10 protein-coding genes are annotated in these 20,186 nt (G+C 59.9%); 6 read left to right on the top strand and 4 right to left on the bottom strand.

Annotated features, from left to right (window positions below; genetic code table 11):
- Window positions 1-198: 198 nt before the first annotated feature.
- Window positions 199-2,013: a sigma 54-interacting transcriptional regulator gene (locus ACOYW0_RS04150; RefSeq protein ID WP_482417307.1), complete on the bottom strand. Its 1,815-nt coding sequence runs from the start codon at window positions 2,011-2,013 to the stop codon at window positions 199-201.
- A 439-nt stretch (window positions 2,014-2,452) separates the two neighbouring features.
- Between ACOYW0_RS04150 and ACOYW0_RS04155 the strand changes: the two genes are divergently transcribed.
- From ACOYW0_RS04155 to ACOYW0_RS04180, 6 genes are all read left to right on the top strand, one after another.
- Window positions 2,453-6,712 carry a translocation/assembly module TamB domain-containing protein gene (locus ACOYW0_RS04155; protein ID WP_482417308.1) on the top strand — a complete coding sequence of 1,420 codons (4,260 nt, stop codon included), beginning with the start codon at window positions 2,453-2,455 and terminating at the stop codon, window positions 6,710-6,712.
- Between the two features lie 2 nt (window positions 6,713-6,714).
- Complete coding sequence (gene bamA, locus ACOYW0_RS04160; RefSeq protein WP_482417309.1) at window positions 6,715-9,558, top strand: outer membrane protein assembly factor BamA; 2,844 nt, start codon at window positions 6,715-6,717, stop codon at window positions 9,556-9,558.
- Window positions 9,559-9,786: 228 nt separating this feature from the next.
- Complete coding sequence (locus ACOYW0_RS04165) at window positions 9,787-10,413, top strand: TetR/AcrR family transcriptional regulator (protein ID WP_482417310.1); 627 nt, start codon at window positions 9,787-9,789, stop codon at window positions 10,411-10,413.
- 253 nt (window positions 10,414-10,666) lie between these two features.
- Window positions 10,667-11,722: an efflux RND transporter periplasmic adaptor subunit gene (locus tag ACOYW0_RS04170; protein ID WP_482417311.1), complete on the top strand. Its 1,056-nt coding sequence runs from the start codon at window positions 10,667-10,669 to the stop codon at window positions 11,720-11,722.
- 126 nt (window positions 11,723-11,848) lie between these two features.
- Window positions 11,849-14,992, top strand: coding sequence for an efflux RND transporter permease subunit (locus tag ACOYW0_RS04175; protein ID WP_482417312.1), 3,144 nt, complete (start codon window positions 11,849-11,851; stop codon window positions 14,990-14,992).
- Window positions 14,993-15,052: 60 nt separating this feature from the next.
- On the top strand, window positions 15,053-16,345 hold the full coding sequence (locus tag ACOYW0_RS04180; protein WP_482417313.1) for a TolC family protein: 1,293 nt from the start codon (window positions 15,053-15,055) through the stop codon (window positions 16,343-16,345).
- A gap of 951 nt (window positions 16,346-17,296) precedes the next feature.
- On the opposite strand, the gene ACOYW0_RS04185 is transcribed toward ACOYW0_RS04180, so the two are convergent.
- The 3 genes from ACOYW0_RS04185 to ACOYW0_RS04195 form a co-directional block, all read right to left on the bottom strand.
- Window positions 17,297-18,106: an ABC transporter permease gene (locus ACOYW0_RS04185; RefSeq protein WP_482417314.1), complete on the bottom strand. Its 810-nt coding sequence runs from the start codon at window positions 18,104-18,106 to the stop codon at window positions 17,297-17,299.
- Window positions 18,107-18,216: 110 nt separating this feature from the next.
- The gene (locus ACOYW0_RS04190) at window positions 18,217-19,419 is read right to left on the bottom strand and encodes an ABC transporter substrate-binding protein (RefSeq protein WP_482417315.1); all 1,203 of its coding nucleotides are present in this window, start codon (window positions 19,417-19,419) and stop codon (window positions 18,217-18,219) included.
- Window positions 19,416-20,171, bottom strand: coding sequence for an ABC transporter ATP-binding protein (locus ACOYW0_RS04195; protein ID WP_482417316.1), 756 nt, complete (start codon window positions 20,169-20,171; stop codon window positions 19,416-19,418). Before ACOYW0_RS04195 ends, ACOYW0_RS04190 begins: the two co-directional genes overlap by 4 nt.
- Between the last annotated feature and the right edge of the window lie 15 nt (window positions 20,172-20,186).

The raw sequence follows: 20,186 nt of genomic DNA on the forward strand, positions 1-20,186 counted from the left end.
TTGAGCAAAGGACGTGCCACAGGCATCATTGCAAAATCTAACCAACTGGTTTTACCTGCTTTCACAACAAAACAGACAAGACATGGGCGGGTAAGGAAATGCGACAGGGATGTCGCATAGCAGAGCCATAAAACGCCAGACAGCTCTACATCAGGGGCTTTTCAACCATGCGACACCAACGCCGCACTTTGCGACACATCATTCGCATGACCGGAGTCGGTGCAGTGCCATCTTCCGCTCAAGGGTCCGTCGGTTAATGCCCAGGCGGTGTGCGGTCTTGCCTCGATGCCACTTCATCTCCTCCAGGGTTTTGAGGATGTGCGCCCTCTCGGTTTCGGCCAGCAGGGACTTCAGGTCCCTTCCGTGATCGGACACGCTGCGGTACCTTTTGTCCACCGAGGGCATGGCCCCATCTGCTGAAAAGAGTTCCGTAAAGTCCAGTTTTTTGAGGGTCACATAGCGATGCAGCACATTTTGCAGCTCCCGGACGTTTCCCGGCCATCGATACCTCTGAAACGCATCCAGAATAGCCGGGGTAATGGGGGGGACCTCCGTTGCACCGGGGTACTGTTTCAAAAAATGATCCATGAGAAGGGGGATGTCCGATGGCCGCTTTCGAAGCGGGGGAAGGTGGATGGGAATGATATGAATGCGGTAAAAAAAGTCCTCCCGCATGAGGCCTTTGGTGATGAGGTTGGTCAGGTCCCTGTTGGTTGCGGCGATGATCCTCAGGTTCGGCTTTCGGACTGTCTTTCCCCCCAGGGCGGTGTACCCGTTGCCCTCAATGGCCCGCAACAGCTTGGCCTGCATCCCCAGGGCGATCTCCCCGAGCTCATCGAGAAACAGGGTGCCGCCGTCGGCCAGGTCCAAAAACCCTTTTTTATCCTGAACCGCCCCGGTGAAGGCCCCTTTTTTGTACCCGAAAAACTCGCTCTCCATGAGAGATTCGGGGATGGCTCCGCAGTTGACGGGAATAAAGCCATGGTCCATGCGATCGCTCAACCGATGGATTTCCCGCGAGACCAGCTCCTTGCCCGTCCCCGACTCTCCGTAGATAATGATGTTGGCATTGGAGGCGGCGGCATTCAGTATCACCTCGTAGACCGCCTGCATTTCCGGGCTCTTCCCGATGAGATCCCCGAAGCGGGAGCGTGCGGTCATGGTGGATTTCAGGCGCCTGTTCTCTTTGCGCAAGCTGTCGGCACTGTCACGCAGGCGCTTCTCCTTGAGTTTCCGATCGGTGATATCCGTAAGCAGGGTCTGCTGTTTCCGCACGCTGCCGTCCATGGCACAAATGGGGGTTGAGACCGCCGCATACCACCGGTGGTCACGGGGGTTTAAAAACTCGGATCGCACGGTTTCCCCCTTGAAAACATCTGCCGCTCCACACCACGGGCAAGGCGTTGTCCGGTCATAAATGGCGGAATAGCAGGGGTCCCCCACGGCCTCCCGGCCAACCTGTGCCCTAAGGTGGCCATTCATAAATTCAAGGGTGTAATCCCTGTAAGAGGTGTAGAGATGACCCGGAAAGTTCTCAACGATACCCCGCAACTCATCTTCCCTGAGTTTCAGCTTTTTTTCCGCCTCTTTTCGAGAGGTCACATTCACCAGGGTGGCCACGCTGGTTGAGCCCTGGACCATGTTCAGCTTGATCAGGATATCATAGACGTCCCCATCCCGGTCCATCAGGCGACACTCATACTCCTCCGGAGCCCATGAAGGGTCCTGACGCCGCCTGTGGTGGAAGTGCGTCATCCGCTCCAGGTCCTCTGGCACCACAAACCGCGTCCATTTCATTTTGCCTTCAAGCTCCGCCCGTGAATACCCCACAAGCTCTTCGAGCTTCTCATTCATCATGGAGATCGTCAGGTCCTCTTCGAGAATAACCGAAGGGGCGGTGGATTTTTCAAAAACCCGGCGAAACAACTGAGCCCGGCTTCCCAAAGTCTCATCTCCGACAAGGCTCTCACCCGCTGGTTTGTCCCTGTTCCCGCACACCTTGAGTTCTGTCATCGTCCGCCCCCTGCCATGGTAAATGAACCCTGCCTGCCCCGCCGATCCCGCTGATATGACACGGGACCAAAAATACTCGTGTGTTATCTATCCAGGGGTTTGCAGGACGTCTCCGCCTGTTTGCGTTACACAAACAGTGGTTGCCAAAAAACAAAACGATCCATTGCTAAACATGGTTATTTTGTGCCCCAGCCATTGCCTTCTTGCAAGTATAAACTGGTTTCAGGATCACACGTTTGGTTGCGAGGAATGGCTTTAGCATGTATATATCTCGCAGCGGCTTAAGATAACGTATCATCACGTAAAAGCCTCAACCAACGCCGCTGCCTCCGCCAACCGGAACAAACCGCAGCCCCAAAACTCCGCAGGTTCGGCTCCCGCTCCGCAGACAGCACGTTCACATGCATGCACCGGAATCTGCCCGCAAAAGAGGGTGGCAATGTGGAACTCACAGCGACAGACAAAACGGAAGGTTGTTGCCTCCGGGATCGGGATGGTTGCCGTTCTGATGCTTCTGGTCGCGGTGGCCGGGCGCTTCTGGCTCACCTCGGACCACGGCCGCCATTTTCTTCAGGATCGCATCAACAGGGCCATTCCCGGGAGCCTCCACTGGGACGACCTGAGCCTTTCACTGTTCGCAGGACGCATCGAGGTTACCAATCTTCGGCTCCACGACCCGGAGTCTGCCCCCCTTGTCTCTCTGGACCGGCTTGTTGTGAACCTTGCATGGGCTCCCCTTTTGGGCAACACCCTTGCCCTTGAAAACGTCATCCTTGAATCACCGAAGGTCCTGCTGGCCACGGATGCCTCGGGCACATTCAATATCCTCACAGCCTTTCCTGCCCGGGAGCCCGCCCCCCCGACACAAGACAACGACTCGGGGGAATTCCCCTTCAACATCCGAATCGACGCCCTCTCCCTCACAGACGGCTTTTTCCAATACGAACACCGAAATGCCCCTGAGCCCCAGGCACGGATTGTCGCAGGCACCGTCGGCCTCTCGCTGGAGGATGCAGATCTCCGGGAAAAAACCATTCGGGCCTCCCTTCGCCTCGGAGGCGGGGAAATCAACATGGCGGGCATCACAACAGGGATCGATGCCCTGCGGATCGACGGCCATCTCAACGGCGACCGCCTGAAGTCCCTCGCCCTGGCCCTGGAATCTGACCTGGTGGCCCTGGAGGCCAAGGGTCAGGCCGAAGACCTGTTCGAGAGCCCCCTCTTTGATATCGACCTCACGGCCACCACTGCCCTCACCACCGTGAAAGAGACCTTTCATCTCCCTGCCACGCTCTCGGGCCCGGTCACCCTCAACCTGGCGGCCCGCGGAACCACCGACAACCCCAGCGCGCACCTGACCCTCTCCTATTCCGGGGGCGAGATCGCAGGTATCCAGGTGGACCGGGCCGGCCTGGCCTGTGACCTTGAAGAGAAACAGCTGGCCCTCAAAAAGCTCACCATCGATGCCCCCCTGGGCCAGGTCAAGGCTACCGGGAGCCTCGACCTCCGGGAAGCCTTCCCCCAGGGGTTCACCGCCCAGCAAAAAAACCTCGACGCCATGGCCTGGCACCTGGAACTGAGCCAGACCGGCACCGCCTTAGAGGCCTTTTCCCGCAATGTACCGGGCCTGGCCGGTGCGCTGCGGTCGGAGCTCACCATCGACGGTACAGGGGCCTCACCTTCTGTCATGTCCGCGGAGGCTCGGCTGGACGCCTCAATCCAAACGCTTACCCTGGCCCAGCTCCCCGACCCCGTGGACCTCGACCTGAAAACCCGTCTCACCCTGGACGACAACCGCCTGGCCCTTCGCCACCTGAGCATCAAAGCCGGAGAGGCCTCCGTTAACGGGACCGGAAGCTTTGACCTTGCGTCCTCAAACATTGAAACCGAACTCTCTCTTGCCATCCCAAATCTTGCCGACCTTCGCCTGGCCCCTGAAGCTGCCGGACTTACCGGCCGACTGACCCTGGACGTCGGGATAACCGGAACCACTGCCCACCCGGTGGCCGAGGCCAGCCTTCAGGGAGACGCATTAGAGCTCGGGGGTCATGCCCTCGGCACCCTTCGCATGGCAGCCGGCCTGGACCGATCCGGTCAGCTCACCATCCACGAGCTGACCCTTGAGGAAGAAGACTCCCGGCTCCGCGCCCAGGGTTCCATCCATCTCCTGAAAAGCAGGTTGGAACCCGGCTCACCGGCCCAGCTCTCCCCCACCCTCCCCGTGGACCTTGACCTGGCCTTTGAACACATCGACACCGAGGCCTTCCTGGCAAGCGCCGGTGTCTCGGGAATTCTGGACGGGACCCTCTCCTGTAAGGGTCCCCTCAGGTCTCCCTCGGCCCGCCTTGCTCTCACAGGCCGCTCCCTGGCCGTTACGGACTATCGAATCGGAGACCTCGAAGTCCTTGCCCTGCTCAAGGACGGCATGCTCTCCATGGACACAGCCCGGTTGACAAATGGCCAATCCCAACTGGAACTCTCGGGAACGGCACGCCTTCTCGAACCTGAAACCGGGGCCGTGGTGGCCCACCCCACCTTTGATGTCACCCTCAAGGCCGAAGCCTTCAACTTAAACGATGTCACCCCCCGGATGTCGGGACAGGTCTCCATCGACGCACGCCTATCCGGAAACACGACTGCCCCCCGGGGCAGCTTCTTTCTTGGGGCGAAAAAACTCAACCTTGGCGTTCAGACACTCCACGAGGTCACCCTGGCCTCCCGCATGGAAGACAACCGGGTGATCATTGAGGAGCTCACCGTGGTCCTGACCCCGGGAGAGGAGCTGAGAGCAGACGGCTGGTTTTCCCCTGCCGAAAAGACCTACGCCCTGCAGCTCAAGGCCCGGGACCTGGACATTGAGGAGATCGAATTCATCGGTGAAAAAAACGCAGCCAAAGGCCAGCTCAGCCTGGACATCACCGGGGAGGGGAGCCTGGACAATCCCCGGCTCAAAGGAAACATGGGCGTCACCGACCTGTTCCTGAACAACGAGCCCTTTGACGACGGCAGCCTCGAATTGACCCTCAGGGATCAGGAACTCCGGGTCCGGGGAGACCTCGTGGCGGAGCTGTCCGGCAGTTACAATCTCGTCACCCACCTCTTCTCCGCCAGCGCGCGCCTGGAGCAAACCCGGCTGGAGCCCTTTTTCAAAATGGCGGGCCGCAGGACCCTTACAGGGACCGTCACCGGCCTCATCGAAGCCCGGGGAGACGCCACCTCCCCCAAGACCCTCACCGCCGATGCAACCGTGACAGAGCTCACCGCCTCCCACGACGGAACGGCCCTCATCACCAAAGGGGCCTGCAACGCCTCCTTTGACAACGGCACCCTGCGGGTGGAGGCCCTGAACCTCTCCCTCTTCGACCAGGGACACCTTGACATCAACGGCACGGGATCACCGGATGGCACCCTGGATTTTTCCCTGGACGGTGCCGTTCCCATGGAGGTGCTCCACCTCTTCACCGAAAGCCTCGGGGACATCACCGGAGACATCACCCTTTCTGCCCGCCTCACCGGCACACCCAAGGAGCCGGACTTTAACGGGGACCTCGTCCTTAAGGAGATCGGCTTCACCGTGCCGGTCCTGGGCCAGAAACTCCAGAACCTCAACGGTCGCATGGCGATCACGCCCAAAGCCCTCACCGTTAAGACCATCACCGGCAATCTCGACAAGGGGCAGTTTGACTTTTCCGGCACCCTGGGGCTGGACCATGTGACTCCAAAGGCCATCAAGGCAAGGCTCAGGGCACAGGCCCTTCCCCTGACTCTGCCGGGCACCATGGAGCTTTGGGTCAACGGCGACCTGACCTATGAAGGCACACCGGAGCACGCCCTCATCTCAGGGGAGATTATCCTGGTGGAGGGGCGCTACTTTAAAAACGTCCGGCTGGGGCTCATCGACAACCTCGGCCAGCGACGCCGGGAGCAGTCCCCTGTCACCCGAAGGCGCGACACCCCTATTTTGAACAACACGGAGCTCAACATTTCCATCCGACACCGCTCCCCCTTTGTGGTGGACAACAACATTGCGCTCATGGACCTGAAGCCCACCCTCACCGTCTCCGGCCCGTTGAGCCGGGTCCTTGTCAATGGACGGGCCGAGGTGGAATCCGGCACCATCTCCTACCTGGGCAAAGAGTTTGAAATCAAAAAAGGGGTGGTGGACTTTATCAACCCCTACAAAGTCGAGGCGACCATTGACGTGGACAGCGAGATCGTCATCAGGCAATGGACCATCACCCTGAAGGTTTCGGGGGTGGAGGACAACCTCAAATTCGAGATGAGTTCGGTGCCCGAGGAGAGCGACTCGGACATCCTCTCCCTCATCGTCTTCAACAAAACGCACAACGAAATGGTCAGCGGAGAGGGCGGATCCAGCCAGTCCACCAAGCAGATCCTTGCCGACATGGTGACCCGCACCCTTGAGGGGAGCCTCAAGGAGGCCACCGGCCTGGACACCATAGAAATGACCTACACGGAACGCACGGACCAGGATGATGCCGACGATGTCAACATCACCGTGGGCAAAGAGCTCTCCAAACGCATGACCCTCAAATACGGGGTGGGAACCAAAAACGGGGTCACGGTCCAGAGCGCCATCACCGAGTACAAGTTCTACGAAAGCCTCCTGATGAACGCCTTCCGGGACACGGACGGGGACTTCGGCGGCGAGCTGGTCTTCCGGCTGGAGATGAGGTGACCATGATCGCATCACCGCCCACATGCGCCCGACGAAACGGCCCCCGCTCTGCCCGGCACTGGATGTGCCTTGCCCTTGTGCTCTCAGCCGTCCTGATGCCTCGGCCCACCGTGGCCGAGCCCAGCGCCCCCGTCATCTCGGAGATCAACGTGGAGATCGTGGGGACCGTCACAAAACCCGCGCACCTTGCCGCCTTTGCCCGCCGGATCATCCTCCTGGAAGAGGGAGAGCCTTTTTCCGCCGAAGCCCTTGAGAAAAGCCTGGAGCTGCTCAAGAGCACCCGGCTGTTCCAGGCCATCGACGTACCCGACCCGCCCGAGGGTGAAGGGGAGATGGCCCTGACCTTCCGGCTGACCCCGTTCCGGAGGATCAAGGATATCCACATCAACGGGGCGTTTCCCCTCCTGGAAAAGGAGGTGCTCAATGCCATGACCATCTATACCGGTGACGCCTTTGTTTCCGAAAAGCTTCAAAAACAGGAAGCACTCATCAAAAAAACGTTCAAAGACGAAGGGTACCCGGACGCCACGATCCGGGTCACGTCGGAGGAGGACCCGAAAGACGGCCATTTCGAGGTGACCGTTTCCATCCACAAGGGGGACTTCGACCGAATCCACCGCGTGGAGCTCATCGGAAACAACGGTTTTTCCGACGCACGGCTCAAGCTGAGACTCGACACCTGGAAGGTCTCCCTCTTCGCCGGAGAGATCCCCCGGTTCATTCAGAAAAAACTCGATGAAGATGTGGACAACCTCCGAAAATTCTACCGCGCCAAGGGGTATGGAGACGTGGAGATCACCCCGGAGGTGGAGCACCTCGCCGATCCCCACGATATGGTCATCCGGTTCAGGATAGACGAAGGGAAAAAATACGTGGCCCTCTTTGAAGGGAACACCGAGTTCTGGGGACTGACCCTGAAAAAAGAGCTGGCCTACCTGAAAGAGGGAAACCGAAGCGAACTGGGCCTGAAAAAGAGCCTCAGAAACATCCGGACACGCTATCACAAAGCCGGTTACCTGGATGTGCAGGTGAGCATGGAGGAGTCCGACGTCACCGTCGAGGGTATCAGGGAGCGAGAGCTGCTCTTTTCCATTGACGAGGGACCCCGTTACATCGTCCAGGCCTTGGACATCCAGGGCAACACCGTCTTCGACCGGAAGCGCATCGAAAAGCAGATGCTCACCCGCCTGCCCGGCACCTTCAGCGCCGGAGAGTTCGTCCCCGATGTCCTGGACGAGGATATCAGCGCCATCCAGTCCCTCTACCTGACCAAGGGCTACCTGGAGACCACCGTGGACCATAAGGTGACCTTCATAGAGGACCCCGAAACCAACCGAAAACTCGCCGATATCTCCCTTTCCATTCAAGAGGGCATACAGACCCGGGTGAGATCTGTTGCCTTCAACGGCCTGCAGGCCCTCACACCCGATGAGGCGCTGGACGCCATTGCCCTGAAGGAGGGAGAGCCCTTTCGGGAGTACATGATCGAAAGCGATGAAAACACCCTCTCCGGGGCCATCTCTGAAAAGGGCTACCCCCATATCACCGTCACGGGGCAGACCCGGGTCGAGACCGATGACGAGGGGGCGGGCCGGGCCGAGATGGCCTACGACATCACCGAAGGGCCCAACGTAACAACCGGCGAGGTCTTCTACACAGGCAACTTCCGCACCCGCGAGCGCATCCTCAGACGGGAGGTCGAGCTCACCCCGGGGGAACCCTTCTCCCTGACCCAGGCCCTGGAGACCCAGCGCAACATCCGGAACATCGCCGCCCTCTCCGCGGCGCACTTCCGGACCATCGGGCTTAAAGAAGAGGAACCCGAGGTGAATCTGTTGGTGGAGGTGGAAGAGAGAAAGCCCTACTACTATGAGCTCGGCCTCGGATACGACACCCGGCGGGAAAAATATGCCCACACCCGCCTTGGGGACCGCAACCTCTTCGGCCAGAACAAAGACGGCTGGATCGCAGCCGAGGTCAGCGACATCGGATACCGCACCGAGCTGGGCATCACCGAGCCCCGCTTTCTGGGCACCCGGATCAACGCCACCTTCAGCATGTTCGGAGAGAAACTCGAAGAGTTCAACCAGGATTTCGGCACACGCACCTACGGTTCCTCCCTGACCTTCAACCGACGGTTCCTCGAAAATTTCAACGCATCCCTCAACAACCGCTACGAATACAGGGAGCAGTACAGGCTGAACGACACGCCCATTCCCCCGGGGGATGAAGAGCAATACGAGCAGCGAAACATTGTGGTGGTCACCCCGTCCCTCACCTACAACTCCACCGATTCCTTTGTGCGCCCCCGAAAAGGCATGATCGCCTTCGGGGCCCTGGACATCTCCGCAGGCGTCGGAAATTCATTGGACGACTTTTTCAAATACCGCTACGAGCTGCGGTTCTATAAGACCCCCGTCAACCGCCTCACCTTTGCCCTGAGGGGCAGGATCCACCACATCGATCCATACGGAAGCAACAACAACATCCCCGAAGACCAGCTCCTCTTCCTGGGTGGAACCACCGACATCCGGGGCTACAGCGAGAACAAGTTCCTTATCAACGACAGCGGCGAAGCCGTGGGCGGGCGCACCACCCTGCTGGGAAGCGTGGAGGCCCGCATCGACCTGGGCTTGAATGTGGAACTCACCACGTTTTTCGATACAGCAAGCCTCCGCAATGCCTCCCAGCCCGATCTCTCCGAGTCCTTTCGTTCCAGTGCCGGAGCAGGCCTGCGCTATATCACCCCCATCGGCCCCGTGGGATTTCTCTACGGCTGGAAGCTGGACAAACAGCCCGGGGAAAGCTCCGGTAATTTTCATTTTTCCATCGGATACACCTTCTGAATTCCCCACATAAAACAAGCAGCAGCCCCTGATTCCGGTTATCTCTCGAATCGGATGCACACGCCACCGGGTGATCGTAACCCTCCTTTCCTCCTCACCAAAAGTCATTTTTTTGCGTTGTTACCTACAAAAACCTTGCGTCCGATTCAAACATCGTTTAAAACCCTTTTTTATCGATGTTTCAAACAGCGTTTAAAATATTTGTTTCCCACACAACGGACCCCTTAAATGGATACCAAAACCAAAATACTCGATGCCGCCGAACGGCTCATCGTCGAACTGGGCGCAGACAAGGCGTCCATGCGAAAAATCACAGAGGAGGCCGGAGTCAACGTGGCGGCCATCAACTACCACTTCGGCTCCAAGGACAACCTCATCTCAGCCATTGTCACCCGGTTTCTCACCCCCCTTGAAGAGGAGCAGACCCAGCGCCTGGAGGTGGTGATGGACCGTGCAGGAGACAAGGCCCCGGTTCTGGAGGACCTGCTGCGAAGCCAGCTGGCGCCCCTTCATGAGTTCACCGTCACCCACCCGGACTGGATGAACGTTTTCCACCAGTTTGCCGCGGCCTATGAAAACGAGGATTTCTTCAAACAGAACCTGAAAAACATCCTGGAGAAAAAACTCATCTACCTGGTCGACTGCATGGCAAAGGCCCTGCCCCAGATCCCGAGGATGACCCTGCTGCGCCGCATTGCCTTCTTCCGCATCTCGGCCTTCGGCATCATGCAGGGGGAGTGCATCATGGAGGAATCCATTGCCATCCTGGGTATCGACCGGGATCCCGATGCCATGCTGGAAGAGTTGATTCACTACATCTCAGCGGGCCTCCGGGCGGCCCCCATACCCGCCTGACAGCCGGGGCCTGAAAAAAACGTTTCCCCACCGCAGGAAATCAGGTGGTGTTGCGTTTATATCTAAATACCGGTTCAGAAGAATAAGAAAACGGGCCCTTCACCTTACGGTGGGCCCAAAAGAAGACAACCCGACCTTTCGGGGTCCAAACCGCAATCTCCGACGGGACGGCCGCGCGTTAACTGCGCAACTCCTTAGGCCACCGCTTTTACCGACCATTTTTTCCGAGTAGCGAGGTACATCAATGAAAGCTATGAAATGGATAACCGTCATCACCCTGCTTGCCCTGCCGGTCCTCTCGTACGCCGAGGGTCCAGCCCAGCCTCCGGCGCTGGTGGTGACCAGCCAGATTCACCAGAAGACCATCGCCAAGACCCTGGATGTGGTGGGAACCCTCCAGTTCGACCGCGTCTCCGCCCTCTCTCCCGAGGTGAGCGGCCAGGTGGAGGCCGTTCTGGTCAAAGAGGGTGACCAGGTCACCAAGGGAGCGCCTCTGTTCCGCCTGAACCTCGATTTTGTGAACAACGAGATCGGCACGGTCAGGAAAAAAATCGCCCAGGTGGAGATCCGGCTGGCCCAGGCCAAAAAGGACCTGACCCGCTACGAGACCCTCTTCAAGCAGCAGGCGGCCAGTGAGCAGGAGTATGACAACATGCGCCTCTCCATGGAGGACCTTGCCATGCAGAAGGCCACCCTCCAGGAAAACCTGGCCCTGGCCCTCCTGAAAAAGGAGAAGAGCGTCATCCGTGCCCCCTTTGCCGGCGTGGTGCTGGAGAAAAACGCCGATGAGGGCAACTGGGTGGTCCCGGGGAATCCCGTGTGCCTTTTGGGCTCCATGGACGACCTCTACGTGAAGGTGCCCATGCCCGAAGACCTCCTGGTCTTTGCCAGGACCGGCGAGGAGCTGGACGTCTCCATCACCGCCCTGGGCCTCACCACCCGCGGCAGGATAACCGGGTACATCCCCGTGGCGGACACGGCCACCAAGAACATCTTCGTCAAGGTGATGCTTCCCAGGCTGGAGACGGCGGTCCTCAACATGAGCGCCACCGTGGCCATGCCCGCCAGTGACAAGCAGGAGATGACCCTGGTCCCCAGGGATGCCCTGGTCACCTTCAACGGCCAGACACTTGTCTACACCATCAATGAAGGGGCAGCAGCGCCCCTGCCGGTAACGGTCCTCGCCTACGTGGAGGGCGCAGCCGGCATCGCCGAAGGGCCCGTGGCCCCCGGCATGGACGTGATCATCGACGGCAACGACCGGCTCCAGCCCGGCCAGCCCGTGACGGTCATTGAAGCAAGGAAGTAAACCGAATCTGAAGCACAGCCGTGCCCCACTCCCCCGCAAGGCGCCCGTCGCCTTGTGGCCGCACGAGAAATGCCGAGGGCGTCGGGCCTTTTCTGACATGATGAAACCAGGGATACCAAGCCACCCATGGATTTGATTAAATTTTCCATCCAACGACCCGTCACCGCTGCGGTGATGGTGATCATGATCGTCCTGTTCGGCATGATCGGGCTCTCCAAGCTCCCCGTGCAGCTTGCCCCCGACACCGAGCTGCCGGAAATCGAGGTGATGACCTCCTGGCCGGGTGCCAGCCCCAGCGAGCTGGAGACCGAGGTCATCGAAAGACAGGAGGACAACCTCAAGAGCCTCCAGAACCTCCAGAAAATGGAGAGCTCCAGCTACAACGACTACGCCACCATCACCCTCACCTTTGACCTGGAGACCGACGTGGACACGGCCCTTCTCCGGGTCTCCAACAAGCTCAACGAGGTATCGGACTACCCGGACAACGTCTACGAGCCGGTGATCTCCAGCTCCGGGGGTTCCGCCAACCCCATCATCTGGATGCAGATGCGCGCCCTTGAAGGAAGCAACACCGACATCCGCACCCAGCGCACCTTCTTCGACAACGAAGTCAAGCAGTACATCGAGCGTGTCGACGGCGTGGCCTCTCTCTTGGTCTTCGGAGGCACCAAGGACCAGCTTGAGATCGTTCTGGATCCTGAAAAAATGGCCCGGCGGGGCATCACCATCAACCAGGTCATCGCCCGGGTTACGGCCGCCAACAACGACATCTCCGCAGGGGTGCTGGGCATTGACCGGCGAAACTACCGCATCCGCACCACGGCCAAGTTCCAGAAGGTCACCGACCCTCTGGACGTGGTGATTATGGATGACGGCATCACCCGCATCCTCCTTCGGGACATCGCCACCAGCCGCATCGGCTACGAACCCCAGTTTGTCTCGGTCATGGAAAACGGCGCCGAAGGCATCGTCATCGGGGTGAAAAAGCAGAAAGGGGGCAACGTCCTGGAGATCGTGAACCGGGTCCACGCCGAAGTGGACCGCCTCAACGAAGGCATTCTGGCCAAAAGGGGCCTGTACATCAACTGGTCCTACGACGAGGCGCCCTACATCATGCGGGCCATCTCCATCATGAAAAAGAACGTGCTCATCGGGGCGGCCCTGGCCATCCTGGTTCTGGTGACCTTCCTGCGCAGCGCACGGTCCACGGGCACCATCGGCCTGGCCATTCCCATTTCAGCCATCGGCACCTTCACCTCCCTGTGGCTCATGGGCCGCAACCTCAACGTGGTGAGCCTTGCGGGCATCTCCTTTGCCGTGGGCATGCTGGTGGACAACTCCATCGTGGTGCTGGAGAACATCGACCGGCACCTGAAACTCGGCAAAAAGACCTTTGACGCTGTCTACGAAGGGGCCACCGAGGTGTACGGTGCGGTCATCGCCTCCACCCTGACCACGGTGGCGGTTTTCCTCCCCGTCATCTTCATGAAACAGGAGGCAGGACAGCTCTTCCGGGACATCGCCATCGCCATCACCACGGCCATCCTCCTGAGCCTGTTTGTCTCCATCACGGTGATCCCCTCCTTCATGCACCTGATCTACCGGAAAAAGGGACCGGCCCAGAAAGAGGGCGGCGCTTTGGGCAAGGCCGGGGATCTTTTTATCTCCAGCATCATGGGCGTGGCCAACGCCTGCCTGAAAAACACGGTCACCCGGGTGGCCTGCGTGGTGTCCTTCACCGCCTTTTCCCTGCTCATCGCCTGGGCCCTCATGCCCAAGGCCGAGTACCTGCCCCAGGGCAACCAGAACTTCATCATGAGCATTCTGGTGCCGCCCCCCGGGTACTCCGCCGAAAAACGGCACGAGGTGGGTGAATACATTTTCGAGAAGACAGACACCTACCGAAAAGACACGGGCGAGGGCCTGCCCAAGATCAAAAACGTCTTTTACGTCTCTGCGGACATGATCAGCATGTTCGGGGTGGTCTGCACGGACGAGGACGAGACCCGGGCCGGTGAGCTGATTCCCTCCCTGACCCAGATCATCTACTCCATGCCCGGCATGTTCGGCATCAGCCTCCAGCCCGGTATCTTCGAAACCGGCCTGGGCAAAGGGCGCACCATCGACCTGAACATCTCCGGCGAAGAGATGGGCTCCATCGTGCAGGCGGGCTTCACCCTCATGGGTGCCGTGGGTCAGGCAGTGCCCAACTCTCAGATCCGGCCGGTGCCCTCCCTTGAAATTGCCTACCCCGAGGGGCGCATCATCCCGGACAAGCAGAAAATGGCGGCCAGCGGCCTCACCGAGCAGGAGCTGGGGATCTACGTGGATGTGCTCATGGACGGCCGGAAGGTGGCAGACTACAGCCCCGACGGCAAGGACCGCATCGACCTGGTGGTTCGCAGCGAGGAGGCGGACTTCAAGACCCCCGAGGCCATCCTGGAAGCCCCCATGGTCAACAACCACGGGAAACTGGTGCGCGTTGGCGACGTGGCCTCCCTCTCCTACGAGCACGGCATGACCCAGATCGACCGCCTGGAAAAACGCCGCAACATCCGCCTGGAGATCACGCCCCCCATTGACGTGCCCCTGCAGGAGGCCATGGAGACCATCCGCGCCAAGGTGGACGGCCTCATGGAAGCCGGTCAGCTCTCCGGGGTTAACGTGAAGCTGGGCGGCAACGCCGACAAACTCATGGAGACCTTCCATGCCCTGAAGTGGAACCTGGCCCTGGCCATCCTCATCACCTATCTGTTGATGGCCGCCCTTTTCGAGAACTTTCTCTACCCCTTCATCATCCTCTTCTCCGTGCCCCTGGCAGCCGCCGGCGGGTTCATCGGACTGAGGCTGGTGGACCTTCTCGTGGCCAGGCAGCCGTTGGATGTTCTCACCATGCTGGGATTCATCATCCTCGTGGGCACGGTGGTCAACAACGCCATCCTCATCGTGCACCAGTCCCTGAACAACGTGCGACTGGAGAACATGTTGGGGATGGACGCCATCAAGGACGCCATCCGAACCCGTATCCGGCCCATCTTCATGAGTGTCTGCACCAGTATCTCCGGCTTTCTGCCCCTGGTGCTGGCCACGGACTCCGGGTCCGAGCTCTATCGAGGGATCGGCAGCGTGCTGCTGGGTGGCATGGCATTGTCCACCCTCTTCACCCTCTTTGTGATCCCCGCGCTCCTCTCCTTCTTCATCGGTTTCGAAGAAAAAGGCCGGCAGGCCTCGTCGTCAAACGAACCCCTGGAGCGCTACTCAGCCTAACACACACCATGGGGGCCGGAACGTCCGGCCCCCATGTCGAGCAGTGAGGTATACGACATCATGAAACGACTTCTCGTTCTGGCAGCCCTTTGCCTGGTTGCCACCCCCTTACACGCCCTGACCCTGTCCGAGCTGCAGCAGGAGGCCCTGGCCGAACGCCACGCTGTCAAGGCCAGCGAGGCCACAGCCGCCATCGCCGAAAAAAAGGTCCAGGAGGCCAGGAGCCCCTTTCTCCCCAGTGTGGACGTGGGCTACGAAGCCAACCGCTACAACCACGACACCATCACCGAAATCCGGGAAAAAAATGACGGGTTCACCGGCAGCATTGCCTTAAACGTCTTTGCCGGATTCAAGGACGCCTACTCCCTGAAAGCCGCACGCTTTGGTGCCGAAGCCGGGCAACTCGACCTGGCCTCCACGCGCCAGGACGTCAGCCAGAACGTGGCCCTGGCTTTTCTGGGGGTCTACCGCAGCAGGCAGAACCTCACCGTGGCCCAAGACTCCGTGAGCCTCTACAAAGACCGATACCGAGAGATGGAGCTGAAGTACAACGTGGGGGTTCTTAAAAAGCGGGACCTTCTCACCGTCAAGGTGGAGCTGGACAACGCCGTGCAGACCGAGCGCCGCACCTTGGCCAACATCACCGCCTCCCTCAACACCCTGGCCCTTGCCGTGGGTCGCCCCCTGACGAAAGCCGAAGCCGAGGCCCTGGACTTTTCCGTGTTCACGGAGCTCCCCACGGTCATGGACGCGGCCGAAGGCAAATCCGTCCTTCTGGCCGAAAACAGCCGGATCCTCTCCCTCAAGGAGACCCTCTCCGGTGCGGGAATGGAGAGGAAGGCTGCCCGGGCCGCCTACATGCCGCGCCTGGACCTGTCGGCCACCTACACCAGCCGGTACCTGGACGACTACAGCTTCGGCTCCTCCGAGGTCAACGGCGACGATGTCCGCCTCACCGCCTCGGTCACCATGAACCTGTTTGACGGCCTCAAAAAAGAGTCGACCTTAAGCCAGGCCTCCCTCAACGAAGCCGCCCTTCGCCATCAGCTCAGGGAGCTTGAGAACAGCCTCTCCACGGACTTTGACAACGCCGTTCTCGACCGGGACGTGGCCATCGACAACCTGGCCGTGGCCCGCTCAGGACTTGCCGAGGCCGAGGAGAACCTCCGGGTCACGGACCTGGCCTTCGAACAGGGGGTCGCCACCTCCACCGAGGTGCTGGACGCCATCTTCAGCCTCTCCCGCGCCCGGTTCAACAACATCTCGGCCCTTACCGACGTGTTTGCGACACACTATACCCTGCTGAGGCTGACCGAAGGGTTTGAGACAGGAAAATCAGGAAATAGGTCATAGGTAATCAGGTAATAGGGCAAAATGGCAGGGAACAGACCTCTCCTGCCGCCTTCGTGTTTCAAGCGCAGCGACACCCTGCGCCGGCCTGATCGCACGCGCGACTGCGATCAGGCCGGTGTGCGGGGGAAAAACAGGTGATAGGTGATAGGTGATAGGTGATAGGTGATAGGTGATAGGTGATAGGTGATAGGTGATAGAAACAGATCACTCAGCGAAGTCAATCATTAAAAAGAAGGAAAACGGCTTATTGGCGGTGCGCACGGCGCACCCTACGAGGTATCGGCCTTTTGCCGCCATGACATAAAAACGATACCCGCCCCCCCCCCCAACCATACCCGACCCGCGAAGCGTAGGGTGCGGCCCCCGCACCGCAAAACGTGACGTAAGGCCAACGGCTTTTGCAGAAGCCCACACCATCACCAGCAATCTTAAACAACCAGCTACCAGCTTTTTTGGGGCAATTGGTAATGCGCACGGGCACCATAGGAGACATCGGCTTTTCGCCACCATGACATAAAAACGATTCCCAGTTCACACGCCCCCCAACCATGCCCGACCCGCGAAGCGTAGGGTGCGGCCCCCGCACCGCAAAACGTGACGTGAGGCCAACGGCTTTTGCAGCAGTCCACACCATCACGAGCGACCTTAAACAACCAGCTACCAGCTTTTTGGGGGCAATTGGTGATGCGCACGGGGCACCATAGGAAACATCGGCTTTTCGCCGCCATGGCATGAAACCGATTCCCGGTTCACACGCCCCCCAATCATACCCGACCCGCGAAGCGTAGGGTGCGGCCCCCGCACCGTTTTCGCCACAGACCACCGCAATGCCCATCAAACAAAAAAGGCCATCCCCACAGAAGCATCCCGCCCTGTGACCGATGGCCTATTCCCCTATTTATCACCTATTACCTATCCCCTGATTTACCTGCTTTTCCTATTTTCCCCGCCTTACCTTTCACTCCCCCAATTCAAATACTGCCGAAGCATCTGAATGGCCCCGTCCAGGCAAAAACCCAAAACGCCGATGGCAAGGACCGTGGCCATGAGCAGGTCGTACTCCATGGTATCCCGGGCGTCATTGATGATGTAGCCGAGGCCGCTTGAGACCCCCAAAAATTCAGCGGGAACAAGAACGATCCAGGCCACGCCCAGGGCCAGACGGAGGCTGGTGAGGATGTAGGGAACCGAGGCGGGGATGATGATGCGGGTGAGAAGCTGACGATCTGTTGCGCCCTGGTTTCTGGCCATCATGATCCAGCCGGGGTTGACCCGCACCACGCCCAGGGAGGTGTTGAGGATAATGGGCCACACCGTGGCCATGGTGATGATAAAGCAGATGGCTGTCTCAAAACTGGAGAAGATGAGAAGAGCGATGGGCATCCAGGAGAGGGGGCTGACCATGCGGAGGAACTGCATGGGCGGGTAGGTGAGGACCCTGACGGTGCGGTAGAACCCCAGGAGCAGGCCCACGGGAAACCCCACCACAAAGGCGATGAGAATCCCCAGGCAGACCCGGGAGAGGCTTGCCCCGGCAGAGGCCCAGAAATGTGCGCTGCCCACCAGGCGCACCAGCCCCTTTAAGGTGGGGCCGGGCAGAAAGCCCTGGAACTGGGCCAGGTCCGTGCGGCTGAAGAGAAGGGTCCCTCCTGCCGCCCAGAGGGCGATGAAAAAAAGGAACCCGGCAAGCCCCATGAAGAGGCCGCTGTTCATCATTTTTTCCGCATAGGGTTGCCTTGCGTATACAGACTGCTTTTTCAAATATCTCTCAATCACATTCATAGGGTTTGGGTTCTCGGCAACGCAAGGTGGGCCAAAGGGCCAATGCTGGCGGCAGGAAACGTTAGTGGCCCTGACGCGGGTTGATCCGGTTACACGGAGATGATCTCCTCCCGGTGGAAGGGATCGTCCAGGCGGCCGTACGAAAATTTTCCCGGCCCGCCCACGGCTTCGATGGCCCGGGTGACATAGCGGTCGTCCACGAGCTCGGCCGCAGCCACTTCAGGATCCAGGGAGCGGAGGAAAGCGGCGTCCCCCTCCACAACGGTTCGCCCCAGCTCGCCCACAAGCAGCCGGGTGGCCGACGGATAGGGCCAGGGCTGGAAGCCGATGCGCTCCAGCTGCCACTCGGGATGATGGATGGCACCGGTGCCTCCCATCTCGCCGTAAACTGCGGGATCGTAACCGGTAAAGGCCCTTAGCAAAATTTCTTCGTCCACGGGGAGATAGTTCCCTCCCTGGCGGCTCAGGATGCGGGCGGCATCCCTGCGGTTCTCCGTGATCCAGAGCTGAGCACGGACAATGGCGTTCATCACCTTCTGGGAAAACACCGGCTGCCGGGCCACCAGCCCTTCGTTCATCACCACCACACAGCAGGGATGGTTCTTCCAGATATCCCCGGTAAACCGCATGATACGGGCCCCGGTCTTCACCTCGCTGATGGCGTTGATGGGGTCGGCCACAATATAGCCGTCAATTTTCCGTCCGGCAAGGGCGGCGGGCATCTCCGGAGGAGAGAGCACAAAAAGGTTCACCTCGTCCGGGGCAAGGGGAGCGGTCTGGCGCTGGATCACCGGCTTGAGACCGAATTTCCTCAGGCCCATCTGGAGGATCACGTTGTGGGTGGAGTACCAGTAGGGCACGGCAATCTGGTGGCCGCCCAGATCGGCAAACGATTGAATATCCGAATCCCCGCGCACGGTAATGGCGCTGCCGTTGGTGTGGTTCCAGGCCAGGACCTTCACCGGCACCCGGTGCTTGAACCGCATCCACACCGGCATGGGGAGCAGCATGTGGGTCAAGTTGAATTTGCCGGAGAGAAAGGATTCCATAAGGGTGGACCAGCTTCGCACCCGCACCGGTTTTTTAAGGCGCAGCCCCTCTTCCTGAAAATACCCCAGGGCATGGGCGATGAGGAGCGGTGCCGAGTCGGTGATGGGCAGGTAGCCCACCCGAAGCTCGGGTTCGCCTGCGGCCCGGGCCAGGGCAGGCATACCGGCCACGCCCAGGGCGCTGCCTGCGGCGGCCATCCCGGCCTGTTTCATAAACTCCCTGCGTGTCACGATACGGCTCACAGGCCCTCCTCCTGAAATCGATCCATAATGGCGCCCTTCATGTCCCGAAGGACCGGATCGGCCGGGTCCCGGGGGTACGCCCTGTCCAAAGCATACTCCTCCATGATGTGACCGGGCTCGCCGCCCAGAAGCACCACGCGGCTTCCCAGGGCCAGGGCCTCGTCCAGGTCGTGGGTCACGAACACCACGGTGATGTCGGTTTCCAGGCGGATGCGCACCATCTCTTCATGGAGCCGGGAGCGGGTAAAGGTGTCCAGGGCCCCGAAGGGCTCGTCCATCAACAAAAGATCAGGGTGGCCCATGAGGGCCCGCGCCAGGCAGACACGCTGCTGCATGCCCAGGGAGAGTTCTCCGGGAAGATAGCTCTCGTGGCCTGCCATGTGCACCCTCTCCAGCCAGCGCCTGGCCCTTGAAAGGAGATGATCGGTCTCCCCCCTGAGCTTGCACCCGAAGGCCACGTTCTCCAGCACGGTAAGCCAGGGCAGAAGCATGGGCTGCTGGGTCAGGAGAATGCGCGAGGGATCGGGATGCTCCACCGCAGCGCCGTCCACGGTCACCTCCCCGGACGTGGGGGGCACCATGCCGGCCACGATGTTGAGCAGGGTGGATTTGCCGCACCCCGACCTGCCGAGGACCACCACGAAGTCCCCTTCGGAGACCGAGAGGCGCACCCCACCCAGGGCCGCCTTGCGCTTGCGCCCGGAGAGCTTGAATACTTTTGAGATGTCGCTGAGTCGAATCTTTTCGGTCATCTTGCCTGCCTGGTT

The sequence above is a fragment of the Desulfoluna sp. HI9BLuna genome (assembly GCF_056829775.1).